17 protein-coding genes and 1 tRNA gene are annotated in these 18,737 nt (G+C 36.4%); 5 read left to right on the forward strand and 13 right to left on the reverse strand.

Annotated features, from left to right (window positions below):
• The first annotated feature begins 4 nt into the window (after positions 1-4).
• On the forward strand, positions 5-586 hold the full coding sequence (locus IEV57_RS00635; protein ID WP_188438568.1) for an HD domain-containing protein: 582 nt from the start codon (positions 5-7) through the stop codon (positions 584-586).
• 242 nt (positions 587-828) lie between these two features.
• Positions 829-2,292 carry a 1-hydroxycarotenoid 3,4-desaturase CrtD gene (gene crtD, locus IEV57_RS00640; protein WP_188438571.1) on the forward strand — a complete coding sequence of 488 codons (1,464 nt, stop codon included), beginning with the start codon at positions 829-831 and terminating at the stop codon, positions 2,290-2,292.
• A 61-nt stretch (positions 2,293-2,353) separates the two neighbouring features.
• Here crtD and IEV57_RS00645 read toward each other — a convergent pair whose 3' ends face one another.
• Entirely contained in the window at positions 2,354-2,818 is a 465-nt protein-coding gene (locus tag IEV57_RS00645) for a MaoC family dehydratase (RefSeq protein ID WP_188438572.1), read from the reverse strand.
• A gap of 81 nt (positions 2,819-2,899) precedes the next feature.
• Here IEV57_RS00645 and IEV57_RS00650 point away from each other — a divergent pair, with 81 nt between their 5' ends.
• Together IEV57_RS00650 and mtgA are read left to right on the forward strand one after the other, a co-directional pair.
• On the forward strand, positions 2,900-3,718 hold the full coding sequence (locus tag IEV57_RS00650; protein WP_188438574.1) for a class I SAM-dependent methyltransferase: 819 nt from the start codon (positions 2,900-2,902) through the stop codon (positions 3,716-3,718).
• An 11-nt stretch (positions 3,719-3,729) separates the two neighbouring features.
• On the forward strand, positions 3,730-4,425 hold the full coding sequence (gene mtgA, locus IEV57_RS00655; protein WP_188438576.1) for a monofunctional biosynthetic peptidoglycan transglycosylase: 696 nt from the start codon (positions 3,730-3,732) through the stop codon (positions 4,423-4,425).
• 378 nt (positions 4,426-4,803) lie between these two features.
• On the opposite strand, the gene IEV57_RS00660 is transcribed toward mtgA, so the two are convergent.
• The 7 genes from IEV57_RS00660 to IEV57_RS00690 all read right to left on the reverse strand — a co-directional run bounded on the left by IEV57_RS00660 (position 4,804) and on the right by IEV57_RS00690 (position 14,136).
• Positions 4,804-4,931, reverse strand: a tRNA-Asp gene (locus tag IEV57_RS00660).
• Between the two features lie 492 nt (positions 4,932-5,423).
• Positions 5,424-5,849: a hypothetical protein gene (locus tag IEV57_RS00665; protein ID WP_188438579.1), complete on the reverse strand. Its 426-nt coding sequence runs from the start codon at positions 5,847-5,849 to the stop codon at positions 5,424-5,426.
• A gap of 319 nt (positions 5,850-6,168) precedes the next feature.
• Positions 6,169-10,356: an ATP-binding protein gene (locus IEV57_RS00670; protein WP_188438581.1), complete on the reverse strand. Its 4,188-nt coding sequence runs from the start codon at positions 10,354-10,356 to the stop codon at positions 6,169-6,171.
• Positions 10,357-10,799: 443 nt separating this feature from the next.
• Positions 10,800-11,636 carry a UbiA prenyltransferase family protein gene (locus IEV57_RS00675; protein WP_188438583.1) on the reverse strand — a complete coding sequence of 279 codons (837 nt, stop codon included), beginning with the start codon at positions 11,634-11,636 and terminating at the stop codon, positions 10,800-10,802.
• A 281-nt stretch (positions 11,637-11,917) separates the two neighbouring features.
• Positions 11,918-12,235: a hypothetical protein gene (locus IEV57_RS00680; protein WP_188438586.1), complete on the reverse strand. Its 318-nt coding sequence runs from the start codon at positions 12,233-12,235 to the stop codon at positions 11,918-11,920.
• Positions 12,236-12,260: 25 nt separating this feature from the next.
• The gene (fumC, locus tag IEV57_RS00685) at positions 12,261-13,661 is read right to left on the reverse strand and encodes a class II fumarate hydratase (protein WP_188438588.1); all 1,401 of its coding nucleotides are present in this window, start codon (positions 13,659-13,661) and stop codon (positions 12,261-12,263) included.
• Positions 13,662-13,740: 79 nt separating this feature from the next.
• On the reverse strand, positions 13,741-14,136 hold the full coding sequence (locus IEV57_RS00690; RefSeq protein ID WP_229744189.1) for a hypothetical protein: 396 nt from the start codon (positions 14,134-14,136) through the stop codon (positions 13,741-13,743).
• Positions 14,137-14,283: 147 nt separating this feature from the next.
• On the opposite strand from IEV57_RS00690, the gene IEV57_RS00695 reads away from it, so the two are divergent.
• The gene (locus tag IEV57_RS00695) at positions 14,284-14,742 is read left to right on the forward strand and encodes a DUF2867 domain-containing protein (RefSeq protein ID WP_188438592.1); all 459 of its coding nucleotides are present in this window, start codon (positions 14,284-14,286) and stop codon (positions 14,740-14,742) included.
• A gap of 23 nt (positions 14,743-14,765) precedes the next feature.
• On the opposite strand, the gene IEV57_RS00700 is transcribed toward IEV57_RS00695, so the two are convergent.
• The 5 genes from IEV57_RS00700 to IEV57_RS00720 form a co-directional block, all read right to left on the reverse strand.
• Complete coding sequence (locus IEV57_RS00700) at positions 14,766-15,146, reverse strand: RidA family protein (RefSeq protein ID WP_188439378.1); 381 nt, start codon at positions 15,144-15,146, stop codon at positions 14,766-14,768.
• Between the two features lie 92 nt (positions 15,147-15,238).
• Entirely contained in the window at positions 15,239-15,604 is a 366-nt protein-coding gene (locus IEV57_RS00705) for a GxxExxY protein (protein ID WP_188438594.1), read from the reverse strand.
• Between the two features lie 164 nt (positions 15,605-15,768).
• Positions 15,769-16,902 carry a DUF1972 domain-containing protein gene (locus IEV57_RS00710; protein WP_188438596.1) on the reverse strand — a complete coding sequence of 378 codons (1,134 nt, stop codon included), beginning with the start codon at positions 16,900-16,902 and terminating at the stop codon, positions 15,769-15,771.
• A 12-nt stretch (positions 16,903-16,914) separates the two neighbouring features.
• Positions 16,915-17,517, reverse strand: a complete 603-nt coding sequence (locus IEV57_RS00715; RefSeq protein ID WP_188438598.1) for a glycosyltransferase — start codon at positions 17,515-17,517, stop codon at positions 16,915-16,917.
• 54 nt (positions 17,518-17,571) lie between these two features.
• A complete protein-coding gene (locus IEV57_RS00720) occupies positions 17,572-18,735 on the reverse strand; it encodes a glycosyltransferase family 4 protein (RefSeq protein WP_188438600.1) in 1,164 nt (387 codons plus the stop codon).
• Positions 18,736-18,737: the final 2 nt, after the last annotated feature.

An 18,737-nucleotide genomic window follows, 5' to 3' on the forward strand; every position in this document is an offset into this window, starting at 1 on the left:
GCACATGAAAAACCTTGAAGTACTCTTTAAAGAAAAGTTAGACAAACTAGAAAAAAATACGCCTCTTTACCTTAGATACCACAATGTACACCACACTAAGCATGTCTTAAATAGCGTAGAATACATTGCAAAATCAGAAAACATAGAAGAAAAATCACTTACACTTCTCAAAATCGCTGTATTATTTCATGATTTAGGTTTTTTAATACAAAGAGACGGACATGAAGAAATCAGTTGTCAGGAAGCCAAAAGAGATTTACCTGCTTTCGATTTAGACGAAGATGAAGTTGAGATAATCTGTGGAATGATCAGAGCAACTAAAACACCACAACAACCAAAAAATCATTTGGAAATGATCGTTGCAGATGCTGATTTAGAGTACTTGGGGACTGATCTTTTTGAACTAGGAAGTAAATTGCTATTCAAAGAAATGAAGTACTTTATCCCTTTATTAACTGAAGAAGAATGGCGTCTTATGAAAATTGATTTTTTAGAATCACATCATTATCATACAGATTATTGTAAAAAAAATCGACAACCTCAAAAGGAATTAAACCTAAAAAAGCTAAAGGAGGGATCCCTATAAATCAGACACATCACTGATAATTAATTACTTACCAAACAATATTTGGATAAATCAGAAAAATTAAAGCTACTCGTCAAATCTTTCAAATCTTACTTTTTGCATTTAAAAATTATAATTCTGTTTTGTGCATGTTTCGCAAAATTTTTTATCGTAAAATATGCTATTAAATAATATCTTTGATAAACTAAATTTACCCTTTTTCTTCATCTAAACCATAACTTTACAAGTGAGTTTATACTACAATGAATCAAAAATCAATCATCATCGGAGCTGGAATCGCTGGAATCGCCGCTGCTATTCGACTCGCCGTAAAGGGCTACCAAGTAGAAGTATTTGAATCTAACCCTTATCCGGGAGGCAAACTTTCTGAAATCACTCGCAAGGGTTATCGATTCGATGCTGGACCCTCACTTTTTACTCTTCCTGAGCAAGTCGAAGAGTTATTTCTCCTCGCAGGGAAAATTCCTTCTGAGCATTTCGACTATATCAAATTGGATGTCGCCTGCCACTATTTTTGGGAAGATGGCAAATCACTCAAAGCATATGGAGATGTCAATGCATTTGCGGAAGAAGTAGAAACCAAACTAGGCGAACCCTCTGAAAATATCAGAAAAGCCCTCAGAAGTTCGGCTTACATCTACGAACATCTTGCCCCTCTTTTTATGCATAGATCACTTCATCAGTGGAACACCTGGGTCAATCCTCAAGCACTCCGGTCTTATTTGAAAATGGGAAAATTAGGGATTTTTGATACCATGAATGGTGCTAATCAAAAGCAGTTCCGACAGGAAAAAACGGTGCAACTCTTCAACCGTTACGCGACCTACAACGGTTCTAATCCTTACGAAACCCCAGCTACCCTAAATATCATCCCTCATCTTGAATTTAATATAGGTGCCTTTTTTCCAAAAAAAGGAATGCATGACATCACCCAAAGTCTTTATAAGCTTGCTTTAGATCTAGGAGTGAAGTTTCATTTTAATGCTAAGGTTGAAGAAATCCTTGTGGAAAAGAAGCAAGCACTTGGTGTTAAAGTCAATCAGCAGGAAGTGCTGGCTAACCTTATTGTCAACAATATGGATATGGTCAATGCATATAAGACCATTCTCAAAAAACAAAAACAGCCTCAAAAACTTCTAGATCAGGCGAAATCAAGTTCTGCACTTATTTTCTATTGGGGAATCAAAAAGGAATTTTCCGAACTAGATCTTCACAATATCCTTTTCAGTAATAATTACAAAGAGGAGTTTGAGCATATATTCAATAAGAGCAGTATTTATCACGACCCAACGGTCTATATCAACATCACCTCAGTTTATAAAGAGGATGATGCACCTAAAGGTTGTATGAATTGGTTTACCATGATCAATGTGCCAAATAACCAAGATCAAGATTGGGACACACTGATCCAGGAAGCAAGGAAAAATATTATTGCAAAGATCAATAGAATATTGAAGACAGATATTGAGCCATTGATTGAAGTGGAAGAAATACTTGAACCGAGGACGATAGAAAGTAAGACATCAAGTGCCAATGGAGCGCTTTATGGCAATAGCTCCAATAACAGATACGCGGCTTTTTTGAGGCATGCAAACTATTCCTCGGAGATCGAAAATCTTTATTTCTGTGGAGGAAGCGTTCATCCAGGAGGAGGAATCCCACTTTGTCTGCTTTCTGCGAAGATTATGACCGAGATGATAGATTAAAAAAAGGGAGACCTAGCAGGTTTTGAAAACCTGCTAGGTCTCTTAAGATATTATTTAACTCCTATTGAAAATGGTATAAGAAAACCAAAACACCTGAAAAAGCTGGCTTCTTTTGATCCTTAATTTCTAATTTCACATTAACTTCAGCCTTGATGGTACCACGAAGATTAACCACACTTTTAAGGTTTGCATTGAGTCGCACCTCGTTATTGACTAGTACCGGCTGTGCAAATCGAAGGCTTTCGATACCATAGTTCACCATCATCTTTAGATTTTGAACATCTACAACCTGACCCCAAAGATATGGAACAATCGAAAGCGTCAAGTAACCATGCGCAATGGTATCACCAAATGCTCCCTCGGCCTTTGCGCGCTCAGGATCTGTATGAATCCATTGATGATCCAATGTAGCAGTAGCAAATTGATTGATCTGTTCCTGTGTAATTTTATGATAATCGGAAACCCCTAATTCTAATCCAATATATTTTTCGAAGTCTTCAAAACTTCCAATTCTTAGCTGACTCATAGATTTATCTGTTTTAAAAAAATTAAAGGTATTAAAAATCCAGTAAATTTCAGCTTAATTTGCTGTTGAATAGTCAATAATATGAGCCAAAACACTCCATCAAAATACATCCACGGCTACCTAGAAACCGAACAAGATAGACTTAGAAACCAAGCTCTTGTGATCGAAAAGCCGATTTATGATTTCATAGATTTTTCTAAAAACAAAAAACTTTTAGAAATAGGTAGTGGGGTAGGCGCTCAGACAGAAATATTGCTTCGAAAATTCCCAAACCTACAAATCACAGGTGTAGAGTACGAGATTAGACAAATAGCAAAAGCAAAGGAAAACATGAAAAACCTTGGCTATGAAGCACCACAGATAGAATTTGTCAATCAGGATGCAAGAGAATTATCCCTTTCAAAGAAATATGACGCGGCATTTATCTGTTGGGTTTTGGAGCATATTTCAGATCCGATTCGTGTCTTACAAAGCATGAAGACCTTTCTTGAGCCTCAAGCGAAAGTCGTCATCACGGAAGTATTCAATGCCACATTCTACACCTATCCACTAGTCCCTGCTATTATGGATTACTGGAAAGTTTACAATGACTATCAAGTGAACATTGGAGGTGATCCAGATGTGGGAGCGAGGTTGGGAGATCTTTTAGAGGAAACTGGATATTCGGATATCTCGCTTCGATCGGGAGGTTTTCACCTAGATAGTAGAAATTCAGAAGATAAAAAAACTGTCTTTACATACTGGAAAAACTTAATGAGTAGTGGTGCACCGCTTTTATTGGAAGAAGGTTTGATCACATCCGCTCAAATCAAAGCCATGCAAGAGGCAATGGATGAGTTAAGTGAAAGGAGAGATTCTATATTCTATTACAGATTTATACAGGCGACAGCTTTCGCTTAAAAACTTCAATTATGAAAATATTCAAAAAGATCCTTCTGTTATTCGCTAAGTTGGTGATGTGGTTTTTCATTATCACCATAGGATTAACTGTAGTCTATAAATTTGTCCCAGTGCCAATTACTCCATTGATGCTCATTCGTGTTTGGGAACAAAGTTTCGATGATAAAAAAGAAGTTCGCCTATACAAGAACTGGGAATCTATTGACAATATTTCAAAGCATCTCCCACAAGCAGTAGTCGCTGCTGAAGATCAAAAATTTCCTACGCACAATGGTTTTGATATTGAAGCGATGAAAAAGGCTTGGGAAGGAAATAAAAAGGGAAAACGTATCAAAGGCGCGAGTACAATATCACAACAGACTGCTAAAAATGTATTTTTATGGCCTGGAAGAACCTTAGTAAGAAAAGGACTTGAAGCTTATTTTACAGTTTTGATAGAATTTATCTGGAGCAAGGAACGTATCATGGAGGTCTATCTCAATGTCATAGAGATGGGAGATGGAATTTATGGGGCAGAAGCTGCCGCAGATGTCTTTTTCAAAAAATCTGCTTCCAAACTTACACGTAATGAAGCAGCATTAATCGCCGCCACACTACCAAATCCAAGGAGGTGGTCTCCAGCCAAACCAACGGGGTATATTTACGGAAGGCAAGCTTGGATTTTAAGAAACATGAATAATTTGGAGCCTGTAGGCTTTGGGAAGTGATAAAAATGATTATCCGCAATTGAACATGGAAGAAGATTTGGCACTTAAATTAAAACGGACAATCGTTATCAGTTATCAGTGCATCAAGAGACATTGAAATAAAAAATTTGTCTGACTACTGATGATAATAGATATCTAAAATAAAAAAGCCGCGAAACAAAGTCTCACAGCTTTAGTCAATTAACAATAAACCCAAAATAACCAGCTGTAGGAGAAGGATTCGAACCTCCACGGGACGGTTAGGCAAAACACGAGCTCGATATTTGCTTTATGCCGGGACCCCACCCCCGAGACAGGAGGGCATGTCTGCCAGTTTCAACATCCTACAGTATAATACTTTCAAATTTTAATTCTTAGAAGTCTTACACTTCTAAAATTTGGCTGTAGGAGAAGGATTCGAACCTCCACGGAGTAGTTAGGCAAAAATACGAGCTCGATATTCGCTTTATCCTAGGTTCTCCACCCTCGAGACAGGAGGGCTTGTCTGCCAATTTCAACATCCTACAAGTTGTTTATCAATTTTTTGACCTTTTGTCTTTGTTTGATGTTTCAAAGTTAATAAAACATTCTATTCATTAAAATTTATTCAATAAAATAGTTAAAACTTTACATTATTTTTATTTATTAAGCTTTTTTATTACACATATAGTAATAAGACCTTTTTAATCTACATTGATTTTAAGAATATGGAAATGGGGTAAAACTTGATTTCTATTGAAAAATATTATAGAGCTATAGATTCAAAAGATATCTTTAAAATTTTATCCTGTAAGTCTGAAACAATTAAAAACATCAAATCTTGGAATTAAACAAAATCTATATGGTGACAAACGAGTATCTGCTACCTTAGCAGTAGCGATCTGTAATATTGTATGAAGTTCATTTCAATCAGCTGTGGTCACTTGTTCGCCATGACGTAAAAGACCAGTGATAAGTATTGTCTTGAATACAAGTGAAATATTCACATACTCGTGATTCTACATATCATCATATTTCATTTAGAGGTTAGGATTAAGCTTCTGAAGGATACGATGAATTTTTTCTGCATTGGGGGATTTGAAAAACCAATTTTTAAAACTTTCCGATGCACCATTGGGAACAATCACCTCTGCATCAGAATAAAAATACTTCGATTTACCATTGTTTTGAAAAATAATCAAATCAAAATGATCTGTGTACAGGTTGTCCGAAAATTGTAGATTATGAATTACATGTAACGATACCCCACTTCCAAGAACATTCTTAAATTGAGATCTGCACTTTTCGATTTTATTTTTATTTTCCAATACAATTAAGATTCTAGAGTCTTCGAAAGAATCTGGAGGAGATGAAAAATCGGGTGAAGCCATTTCTAATAAAAAATCCACCTCCTTTCTGACGTAATCAGAAGAGCTATCTTTATGTTTGTCAGAAGTTGATTTCATAAGGACTCCGTTTAGACAAATGAAAGGAGGCAGAGACAAAGTCTCTGCTTCCTATAAATAATAAAGTAAGCTTTACTAGAACTCAAATGTAGCGAAGATCTACAAAATGGAATTGTTGTGATGTTGCAATTATTTGTTTAGATGATTCAAAAAGTTAAAAACCACATTTATTCATTGTGTCTTTCTGCTTGCATACCACTTGCCGCTTAAATAATGTATTCAGTTTACATTTATCATCAGTTGACTGATGACTGTTGACGATTATCCGCGAGAATCCACGTATTAAATTTACTGACTGACTTAATTGCGGATAATCCTATTATTTTTCTTGTATAAAGCTATTGGCGTAGTCCGACGGAGATTTACCGTATTTATCTTTAAAAATTTTTGAAAAGTGTGCAATACTATTAAACCCACATGAATAGGCTATCTCACTGATACTTCCTGCCCTTGACTCTACCAAGAGAACGCTTCTCTCAAGTCGCATTCTCTTCAATAAATTACTTGGTGTCTCATTAGTCAGCGAAAAAACTTTCCTATACAAGTTCGACCTACTTTGATTCATTTTATCTGCAAGCGATTCGACAGTAAACTTCTCATCAGAAAGATGCTCTCGAACGATCTCAAAAAGAACCTTAAGATATTGCGCTTCACTAGACTCTAGTTTGGAGTTTTCATGATTAAAAGTCACATAATCTGTAGTGCTAGATTCTGAATATGAATAATGGGCCTGTAATCTTTTTCTCAGTTGAAATTGATGTTTGACAATTGCCAATAGTTCTTCCATTTTAAATGGCTTTGGTAAAAATCCATCTCCCCCGATCTCCAAAGCTTCGAGTTTGTCTTCGATTTGATTTTTTGCAGTAAGAAAAATAAAAGGAAGAAATGCCCAATTAGGATTGCTTCTAATCGCTTTAAGAAAGAAAAACCCATCTCCATCTGGCATCATCACATCAGAAATAATCAAATCTGGAAGGGACTCTTCTAGTTTTAACAAAGCTTCTCTACCAGAAGTAGCTTCTATCACCTTATATTTTTTATTGAGGTGATTCATGACGTATTTTCGGATATCTTTATTGTCATCTACGATAAGTATGACAGCCTTATCAGATGAATAATCCTCATTTTCCTCTTGCTCTTGAGGCAACTCTTTCGATTCAAAATCTGATTCTTGAAAAATATTAAATGACTGTAGAGTACCTACGTCTTTCATATCAAGACATGCTTCACAAGGAAATTTTAAGGTAAGCGTTGTACCCTTTTTAAGCTCACTTTGGGCTGTTATCATTCCGCCATGAAGGATTGTCAATTCCTTTGTTAAAGAAAGTCCAATTCCACTTCCCGGCTGAAGCTCTGACTTTTCGATTTGATAAAATCGATCAAAAAGTCTAGGCAGATTATCCTTAGATATTCCAATACCAGAATCTGATACGGCAATTATAGCCTCCTGATCCTCTACCTTTAGGCTCAAATCAATAGTTCCGCCACTTGGTGTAAATTTGAAAGCATTGGAAAGAAGATTGGCAATAATTTTATCAAACTGATTTGGATCAAAATTTAAGATGACACTTTCCTCAGGCATATGAATGCTGTAATTAATACTTTTGCTCTCAGCAATTCCCTGAAATGATAAGGCAATATCCATCAAGTAGTCATTCAAGGGTGAAGGTTGAAGATCCAAAGACATTTGTTTAGCTTCTAGCTTAGCAAGATCCATCAATTGCTCAACTAGTCGGATCAGCCTCTTTGTATTTCTCACGCCCATGTCTAAAGAGCTTTTTGCTTCCTGCGTTAAGATGCAGCCGTCCCGACCTTCTCTTAACTCTTGCAGTGGCCCCAAAATCAAAGTCAATGGAGTCCTAAATTCATGGCTTATATTCGCAAAGACCTTATTTTTCTCTTTATCAAATTCAATTAACTTCTCTTTTTGAGCCTCGGTTAGCTTTTTTTCCTCTTCCAAATCATGTGTTCTCAATTCCACCAACTTCTCCAATTCCCGCTGCTTCTTTTTAAGCTGACGAACTCTAACCTTATAGAATCCAATCACTAGAAAAGTAAATAGAAAGAGCACTCCTAATTTGAACCATTGGGTTTCATAATATTTGGGAAGTTTAATGACAGCTATTTCAGTGATCACTGCATTGCCCAAGCCTCCTTCATAGAATGCTACTACCGAGAATTTATATTCTCCTGCAGGAACGTTGGTATAAATAGCTTCTCTCCGAACACCACTTTCAACCCAATATTTATCAAATCCTTCAAGCTTATATTTATATCGAACTCTCTCTGGTGCTGTAAATCCTGGGCTGGTAAAATCAATCGAAAAATCTGTTTCATTAGGTTCCAATTTGATTTGTCCATCTTCAAAAGCAACTTTCTTGTTTTTCGAATAAACTTGATCTATTACTACTTTTGAAAGTGGAATATCTAAACCAATTGTATTTGGATCGATTTTCACTATGCCCATTTGCGAAGCGAAGTACAAATCACCATTACTACTTTTTAAAGCCGAGTTTTGAAAGCCTCCATTAGCTTCTCTATTTAGCATTCCGTCTCTCTCGGTATAGGCGATCGACTTGACTCTATCGATTTTTTTGTCAAAGTAATTTTCTAATTCCTTAAAATTAACCCAAAAAATCCCGTGATTCGTACTCATCCAAAGCCTTCCAAAATCATCCAAAATGAGATTATGCAGTCCATCATGAAAAAGTCCATTTGCTGATCGTAGAACATTAATTTCCCCAGTGTTAGGGTTGAGCCTATTTAGTCCTTTATCCTCAGTAGCAATCCATATATTTCCTTTTTTATCTTCCATCAGCCCCCTAACATTGTCGCTAGATAGACCATGTGAAATATCATAGAGAGCAAACACTCCAGTTTCATAATTATACTTTCGTATCCCCCCGCCATTTGTTGCCATCCAAAGTGTGTTGCCACTCGTTTCCAGTATGAACCTGACAGGAAAACTCACTTTGTCATTGGCAAACTTCACTGACTCAACCTCACTTTTCCCTTTTCTTAGACGATGCAAACCAAATTTATCTCCAAACCAAATAGTCTCGTCTTTGGATTCTTTTATTGCAAAAACGCTTTCATTCAACCCTTTTATTTCTTCAAAACTTTCTCTTAAACCAAGGGAATTCCCATCCTTCAAACTACTTTTCAATCTGCCAGCATAAATAGTCCCGTCTGACCCCTCAAGAAAAGATGCTAAAGCTCCTCTTATTCTACCAAATGGAAATGAAACTAACTGTCCATCTACAGTTTTGTAATGCATCCCATGAACCCACGATCCAAACCATAATCGTTCGGACGAATCTTCATACACACCATAGAAGTTATTCTCATATTCGTCAACAACAATGTTTTCTATCATTGACAATCTATACCTTTGAAATCCTTTTCTTAATACACTAACCCAGATATTATCCTCCAAATCACACAAAATACAACTTGCAAGTGATTCGGTTTCAAACTGCAACTCCCCATTTCGAAAAACTTTATTGTCTTGTATATTCCAGATTGACCCGTCTCTACATTGAGTCATCGTTGCTCCTCGCCACACACTGATATCTGGAGCAAAAGAAAATGGCTTTTTATAAATGTATTCTAATTTTCCATCAGTGGCTTTGTACAATCCCGTTTCTGAAGCCACCCAGACATGGTTATTATTATCTTCTTTTATCCCGTGATAAAATGCTGATACCTCTGACCAGCCTGAATAAATTTCCGGTTCATTTGCAAAATCAACAATTCGATCCCTCTCGGCAAAGTTGATTCTATTGTGTGCTCCCCAAAGTCGTCCCTTACTATCTTCAAAAAGAATGCTTGCTTTACCTTTATGAAAAGTTTGTACGGTATCAAAATTGACATAAGGATATTTGGTTTTTAGAACTTTTCCCTCTTCTCCAAAGCCGATAAGTATAAATCCATTTTTTAATCTAATAAGTGAATTAGCTTCATTTTCTTTTGAAAATACAGGCGATATGGGTTCAAGTTCCTTGGTCTGACCATCAAACTGATTCACTCTGTTTTGTGCCAAAACCCATGTCAAAGAATCTCCGTCTACAACCACTTGTAATTCTTGAGCATTTAAAATCCCTTCAAAAACTGTAAAATTGCCTCCCTCGTAGTGAATCAGGTGGTGTTGCTCGGTGGTTAGCCAAAAACTATTTCCCTGACCAGCTGTAATTGTAGTAATCCTGTTTGACGGTAATTCAGGTGTGTTACTCACATCATAAAGCTTGAAATTCACCCCATCAAATCTCAAAAGACCGTTGAAGGTGGCTGACCATATAAAACCATCAGGCGTTTGATACATCTGATTGATATTATTGACCGGAAGCCCATTTTGAAGACTCCATTTTTCACTAAGATACTTTTTGTCCTTAGAGATTTGTGTTTGCCATGCTCCCAAAGCAATATTATCAGACTGAGCTTGCACCTGAAAAAACACAAGCAGCAGTAAAAAAGAAACAAACAATCTTAAAACATATAAAAACTGCATCAACAATTTTTTTAAATATTTAATACTAATAAAACAATTGCACTTCACTAAAAATTTAAAGTGCCACCAACCGTAAACCATCAGTAATTTAAGTAGAATTAACCTGAAAAATCCATATAATATTTGAAAATAAATTGAATTCATAGAATTTCAATTTATTTTCTTCAAATTGTATTAAACATCATTATTCATTGATAATGAGTAAGATAAGATTTAATAGAGAATGATTTATTTTTGCTAAAAAATCAATTTTGAACCTATCTTTTTCTTGATTTTAGATTACAATTGGAAAGCCAATCAATAGGATTAATAGCAATGACATCAGTAAGTGAAAATATTACTTATAATTATAGCGGATAATGATCAGCAGTCCGCGGAAAACGATAATCTGATGATTACATTATTTTGGATGGCTACTGACATGAAAGGGGATATGCATATAATCAGAATAATAAAACCAAAAATGGAAGTAGAAAACTGGCCTCTAAAATTTTTCTAACAGATACGTTTTGATTTTTTTTATCCAAAAAATAAACCAGGTGAATCAACAACATCAAGAGTAAGACACTGGTATAAATATTAAAATAAGACTTTTGACTAAAAAGTAGATAAAGGGATAAAATGATTCCTAAACTTCCGAGACCAAGTATAAATTTTTTTAGCTTTCTAGGGGCGATCCAGTTGACGACAGAATCAAAACCATCCTTTTGGTCTGACTCTTTATCCAGATAGGATAGAATTAACAAATTTATCCATGCAACCAAAAAGTATAAAACTAGTAGAGAATAAAAAGATGCTGGAATTGGTTTTTCAAATAGGAAGCAAGGAGCGAGTGCAATGCCTAAGACGTAAAAGACTGCGATTAAAAACTCCTTTACAAAGGCAATTTTCTTCCCATAAAAATAAATTAATCCTAGACAGCAGGTAATAATAGCAGCAAGAATAAGCCCTGGAACAATTACAAATTGAAGGGTAGGCGAGGCAATAAGAAGTATAAGTACGGAAACAAAAGCGATTCCAACAGCTATTTGAAGCGCCTTTCCATTTTGAAAGTGAAAAACATGCCTCGGAGAATTGGGCTGGCTATTGGTTTTTTTGACATCCATCAAATGATCAAGGGTATAGATGACCCAGACCGTCAGACCCAAAACGACAACTATTTCAATATTCAATGTAAGGCCGAGGATATGTGCGAAAAATAGCATTCCAGCGATGGCGCCAATTACAACATCAAATGAAAGGAGATTGAAGTAGTTATAAAGATTTTTGAGCGATTTCACTTTTCAAATCTACTATTCATTTTTGGAATTACGAATCTCTGCAGATATCCCTCTAAGAAATTTAACCAGTTTAATGAATGCAGAAAATAGTAATCGATAAACAGGAGACGAGCTTTCAGTACATCAGATGATTTAGAATACCCATAACTATTTTGCCTTAGCTGAAAAGCCAAAAACACCTGCGAACTATCCAAAAAAAAGGAGGTGTTAAATAAAAAAGAGCGGTAGTCATTCTTAAAAACTACCGCTCTTTTTATTCTTTGCGTAGAAGCTTAAAATTCTTAAAGCAAAATGATCAACAGGATCAAAATGATAATTAGCGCCCCAGTAGAAATGTAAACACCATTCCCTCTTTCAGTAGCCTCTTTATTGAGTTCCTTAAGTTCCATTCTGATTTCTTTTCGTTCTGCTTTACTCATTTCTTTGAAATCCATTTCTTTGATTTCTAAAACTCTAGCATCGATTTCCTCCAATCTTTTAAGATCTTCGGCAGAGATTTCTTTTGCTTCTTTGTCTTTATCTTTTGCTGCAAATGAAGCAGTAGCTGTCAAACTTGTCAGCATTACTGCCATAAATAATGTGTTGATAACTTTTTTCATACCCTAAATTTTAATCTGATTTCTTTTATTTCAAACTACCAATCATATCTTCAGGTTTCACCCATTCGTCAAATTGTTCGTTGGTCAGTAATCCTAAACCAATTGCCGCTTCTCTCAAGCTTGTCCCTTCTTTGTGCGCTTTTTTGGCGATCGCAGCAGCATTTTCATAACCGATATGTGGATTCAAAGCTGTCACAAGCATCAAAGAATTCTCTAAGTGTTGCTTGATAAAAGGTGTATTAGGTTCGATTCCAATGGCACAATTGTCATTGAATGAAACTGCGGCATCGCCTAGAAGTCTCGCCGATTGAAGGAAATTGGCAATCATCATAGGCTTGAATACATTCAGTTCAAAGTGCCCATTGGATCCACCAATAGATATTGCTACATCATTGCCCATCACTTGTGCAGCGACCATGGTAATGGCTTCTACTTGCGTTGGATTTACTTTTCCAGGCATGATGGAAGATCCTGGCTCGTTTTCAGGGATTAAGATTTCTCCGATTCCTGACCTTGGTCCTGAAGAAAGCATTCTGATATCATTTGCAATTTTCATCAAGCTTACTGCAAGTTGCTTCAAAGCACCGTGCGATTCAACAATTGCATCATGTGCTGCCAATGCTTCAAATTTATTTGGCGCAGTGACAAGAGGCTGCCCTGAGAACTCAGCGATTTTCTTAGCAACTAATTCTGAATATCCTTTTGGAGTATTCAAGCCAGTTCCAACCGCAGTACCTCCTAATGCTAGTTCAGAAAGGTGGGAAAGCGTGTTCTTCAATGCCCTCAAGCCATGATCAAGCTGTGCCACATAACCGGAAAATTCCTGCCCCAAAGTAAGTGGAGTTGCGTCCATAAAATGTGTTCTACCGATTTTGACCACATTCATAAATTTCTCAGACTTGGCTTTCAGCGTATCCCTCAGCTTCTCAACTCCTGGAATTGTCGTCTCCACTACCATCTTGTAAGCAGCAATGTGCATGGCAGTTGGGAAAGTATCATTGGACGACTGAGACTTATTCACATCATCATTCGGATGGATTTTCTTCTTTTCATCCTCTAGCGATCCTCCTAATAAAACATGCGCTCTGTAAGCAATGACTTCATTAGAATTCATATTTGACTGCGTGCCAGAACCAGTTTGCCAGATTACCAATGGAAATTGATCGTCATGCTGACCGGCTAAAATCTCATCACAGACTTTGCCGATGATCTCTGCTTTATCCTGAGCCAAAACACCCAATTCAGCATTCGTAAATGCTGCTGATTTTTTCAAAATGGCAAAGGCCCTGATAATCTCTATCGGCATGCGGTTACGCTCACCTCCAATTTTAAAATTATTGATCGACCTTTGAGTCTGCGCGCCCCAATATTTGTCAGCAGGAACTTCAACAGGCCCCATGGTGTCTTTTTCTATTCTGATGCTCATTATATTGTTAGATTTAAGAGTTTTACTTTTCTGTGTGCTAAATTAAGACCTAGGTCCCACAATCCATATAAATTATTTGTTATTCGGTCTTTTTCGTTTCCAAAATTTCATGAAATACCGCCTGAGACAACTTGATCTTCCTCCTGAAATGGGCCCATGCAAAGCCATAATTGAATAATGCAAAACCAAAAGAAAGGGCTGAATACACATACTTTTCTGAGTTTAAACCAAAAAACAAACACAACAAAAGTGATACAACTGTCCAAAAACCTAAAAAGAATGCTGAACTTGGAAATAATGAATAGGAAAGAAACAATATGGAACCCATCGGAGTGTCTTCTATTTTTCCTTTTATTAAAGGGAGAAAGCTATCTGCTCTATCAATGACTAATGAAATACTAAAGCTGTTTTCCTTGATTGTTCCATTGAAAAGATGTGTATTTTGCTTCAAAGCATCATAAGCTAGAAAATTCATGCTTTTTGTAACTTTCCCCAGATTGCGCATCACCTCAGTTTTGGTTTGGGGAGACACTAAAATTTCGCTTTGGTGGGGGAAAAATGGCATAAGTTCTAAACTTCGTTGTATCAAAATTAGTTTTTAGAATTCATAAAATGAAGAAGTATGCCGTCAAACCAAAGAGAGACTTTAACTGAAGAATGGAAAGAATCTGTCAAGGGGAGGGAGAATCAGGTTTGGGAAAATATTTGTGATATAGGTGGTGATAGGGGATGGTATTTTGGAACATCTCTTTGGAAAATAAGAGGATTAATAGATCGTGTTTTTGGAGGAGTTGGCTATCGAAAAGGAAGACCGGCTGGAATTCTTAAAGCTGGTGATCAGGTAGATTTCTGGAGAGTAATCCATGTGGATAACTCTAAAAAAACCCTGAAAATGGAAGCTGAAATGAAGTTGCCAGGCAAAGTGTGGATAACTTTTGAAATCAAAGGAAGTCAGTTTTTACAAAAAGTAGAATTTCAGCCCTATGCATACTATGGACGTATTTATTGGATTTTGGTAAAACCTCTACACTATCTGATGTTCAACGGGATGTTTCGCTCCATCATCAAATACAAAAGGTGACTCAACGAGCCACCTTTTGTATTTTATTTAACTGCAATGCAGGAGATTTCCACATTGACATCTTTGGGGAGTCTACTGACTTCCACAGTTTCTCTTGCAGGCGGGTTAACTTTGAAATATTGGCCATATGCATCGTTGATTGTAGCAAACTGACCCATGTCTTTGATAAAGATGGTGCACTTCGCTACATTATCGAATCCATATCCAGCTTGCCTCAGGACAGCTTCTAAGTTTTTCATCACAGCGTGAGTTTCTTCAGTGATATTTTCGTTGATCAAGTCGCCTGATTCTGCATCAAGCGCAATTTGTCCAGAAATATAAAGTGTATTCCCAGCTTTCACTGCCTGACTATACGGCCCAATCGGTGCAGGCGCTTCTGATGTATAAATGATTTCTTTTTCCATATTTTCTCTCGCAGATTCCACGGATTTCGCAGATTTTTAATTTTTTATCACAGATAAACACGAATGAACACGGTTTTTCTGGATAAATCATATTAATTGATAACTCTTTTTATTTCAACTTTTGGTTTGGCAAAGTTAATCAATAGGCCAAGTGTTTTATTACTTGCTTTAAGATAATTTAAAAGTTGTGCAAAATGAATGGACTCAATCTCTTTGACAGTTTTTAATTCTACAATGACCTTGTTTTCAACAAGGATATCAGCAAAATATTCACCCACAAGTTCATTTCGATAATAAACCGGCAACATTTTTTGACTTTCTATTGACAGTCCTTGATGAATTAGCTCAACAATCAAGGCATTATGATAAACCTTTTCTAAAAAACCGCATCCAAGTCTATTAGAGACTTCAAATGCGGCTCCAACAATTATCTTAGAAATCTGATTTAAATCATTCATGCTTTCAGTTTTCTCTTAAACTAATTAGAAAATTTCTTTTTAATAAATCTTAAACGTTTAAATTTATTCTTCTTTCAATTTGTTGCTATTTTGAATTTTCACTATTGAAGATAATATAAGATGAAAATAAAAATCTATCTGTGTTTTCAGTGTTTATCTGTGGTTCACCTCATTTTAGCTAGGGTAAAAAATACCTCCAAATATTGATCGGTGACATGGTCCCAGTTGTATTTCTGGGTGAGGCCGGAGCGGGAGGTTTCTCTTAGATGCTTCATCTCTTCTGGAGAATTTTCAGACTTATCCACAATTTCTCTCACCGAATTGCTGCTTTTCTCAAAATACCAGCCATGTTTCCCGTTTTGTAGCATCTCTTGATTGAATACAGTATTCAATGCTAAAATAGCACAACCATAACCTAAAGCTTTCAACATGGCCGGGTTTGTACCTCCATATTCATGGCCGTGGAAGTAACCATAACAATTATGATATAGTGCTTTCAACTCCTCAGGATCAGTTACATAACCAGTGAATATTAAGCGGTTATCTTGAATATTCCGTAAGTTATCCACATAATCATCCTGATAAGGAACATCTCCCACGATAACCAACTTCTTTTTTGAACTTGATTTGGCAAATCCCTCAATGATGATATCCGCATTGTTGTCAGGAACTAATCTACCTACGATAAGAAAATAGCCCTCTTTTTCTAAATTCCATTGTTTGATTTTGGTCGCATCAGAACTTAAGGCGGGGTTAGCCCCATAAGCAATCACCTTCGATTTGGCTCCAAATAACTCTTGATAAATGCGCTGCATTTCATCAGAATCATTGATGATCTGATCGTAGAATTTCGTCGCCATTTTTGATGCCCAAAAGAAATATTTTGATCCTAAGCCTTTCCATTTTGGTCTCAACCATTCCAAACCATCAACATTAATGGCTGTTGGCTTTCCGGAAATTTTGGAGATCAATCCAAAAGGACCATTGCCTGAGTTGACAACAAAAATCACATCTACATCTGAAAAACAAGCATGTAGCATGGAAACAAAAGAATGCGTCAGCTGCGTTAAGCTTTTCTTTTCGATGGCAGGTGTATACACCAATTTTATTCCATTGACATAAGGTGGTCTTTCTTTAAAAAGTGCTCTGTGACAATATACGGTAACTTCAACACCTTTCTTTTGAAGTCTTTCCCCAAGTTCCTTTACCAAAGTATCATAGCCACCATAAACATAAGGATAACCCTTTGCGCCTAGGATCGCTACTTTTAATTTCTTGCTGGGAGTCGAGTAAGACATTTCTTTCCTTTCTTAGATGCCAAAATGTTGAATAACTCTTTCCTGACCTGATTTGCCCATTTGTTTGGCTAAAGACTTGTCATTGATAATGATGCTAATTTTCTCTATCGTATTTTCCAAATCGCCATTAGTGACCAAAAAGCCTGTTTCATTCTCTACTACAATCATTTCTGCGGTTTCACATTTTGTACTTATCACAGGCAATCCCGTGGCCATCGCTTTTAACAGTACTGTTGAAGGGTCAACAACGGCTTCTGGTAATAAAAAAAGATTAGAAGCCTTTAGCGCATCAGGAATATCCTTCTTCATTTTTATAAAATCTAGCTTTCCTCTAAGTCCAAGCTCCGCTTTCTTTGATTTCAATTTTAATTCAAAGGCGGAATCTACTTCATCACTGACAATCAAAAAATGTGTGTTTGGGAAAATTTCAGATACTCGTTTAGCAATTTCCAAAAAGAAAAAATGACCAAACCCAGCTTTTAACGGTGCCATCATCGTCAATATTTCTTTGTCAGGCGGCAACTGTAAATAGTATCTAGCATCAAGTTCCGGTTCTATAAAAGGGTGGTAATCTATTTTAAATTGTTTGCTTTGGGTAGTTTGGTCTTTTTCCATTTATTCTATGAAGTGGCGATTAGTGGTTGTTAAATATAGTGGTCTTTATTCAATTCATTTAGAAACTAATGATGTTACTTCCTCTGAGAAGCTCTTCAAATAAGCTTCTATAGAAAAATATTCCTTGATTCTCTTTTGCCCCGCAATACCCATTTTTATTCTTTTCTCTTTTTTCTCTATCAAATCTTGCATGATATTAGCAGCCCGATTCGCATTGTCATGAGGAATCAAATAGCCCGTTTCGCCATTGATCACCATCTCCCGCGCTCCACCATGATCAGTAGCGATCACCGGTTTACCAGAAGCCATTGCTTCCAATACAGTTGTGGGCAATGGATCTGGAAGAATAGAAGGGAGAACAAAAATATCCAATGTATTCAAAATCTCAGGAATATCTTTCCTGTAGCCCAAGTAGCTGATTTTTTCTTTGATCCCTGATTTACTTATTGTTTCATTCAATTCATCAATAAAGTGTTCCGTTCCAGGAAAAGCATCTCCTACAATCACAAAATGTAAATGATCAAAGTTTCTCGAAAGCAGTTGCGCAATTTCTATAAAGTAGTTCTGCCCTTTCCAGTGATTTACACGTGCGATCATTCCTATAACTATTGTACCTGGGATAACCTCAGGCAATTCATCTAAGATGTCATCACGAACCTGTTGATAGTATTGAAAATCAATCCCATTGTACAATAGTGTGATTTTCTCTGACACAATCTGATCAATCCAATTGTCTTTGACAGCTTGCGAGACAACAATAACCTTGTTCGAATTTTTATTGATAATCTTACCTAAAAACATTCTCAACCAATTTGGTGATTGGATGATTTCATGAAGATGGGTAATGTGTGGAATATGGTTTTGTTTAGCAACCCAACCACCAACCAAAACAGCTGAAGTGTTGGAGTAAATCAGATCGATTTTTCTCTCCTTAACCAATGTGGATAAGTACCGTTTTGCAGCTGAAATTGTCTTAATTCTGTTGATCAGGCCAGATAAGTGGAAATACTTTCTTCGAAGAATTCCTAATTTTTGAATATGGACCTCCGTATCAAGCTTTTGAATAGCATGTACCAACGGCCCTTCTTCCGAAAGCACCACTATAGGCTGAAAGCCCTTATTTTTGAGCGAAGTAATAGACAGCAGAAACATTTTGCTAGCACCATAGAGATCTGAAGAACTATGAAGCATCAATATCCTTTGATTTCCTTCTTTCATGG

It is taken from the genome of Belliella aquatica (assembly GCF_014637795.1).
Classification (GTDB): domain Bacteria; phylum Bacteroidota; class Bacteroidia; order Cytophagales; family Cyclobacteriaceae; genus Belliella; species Belliella aquatica.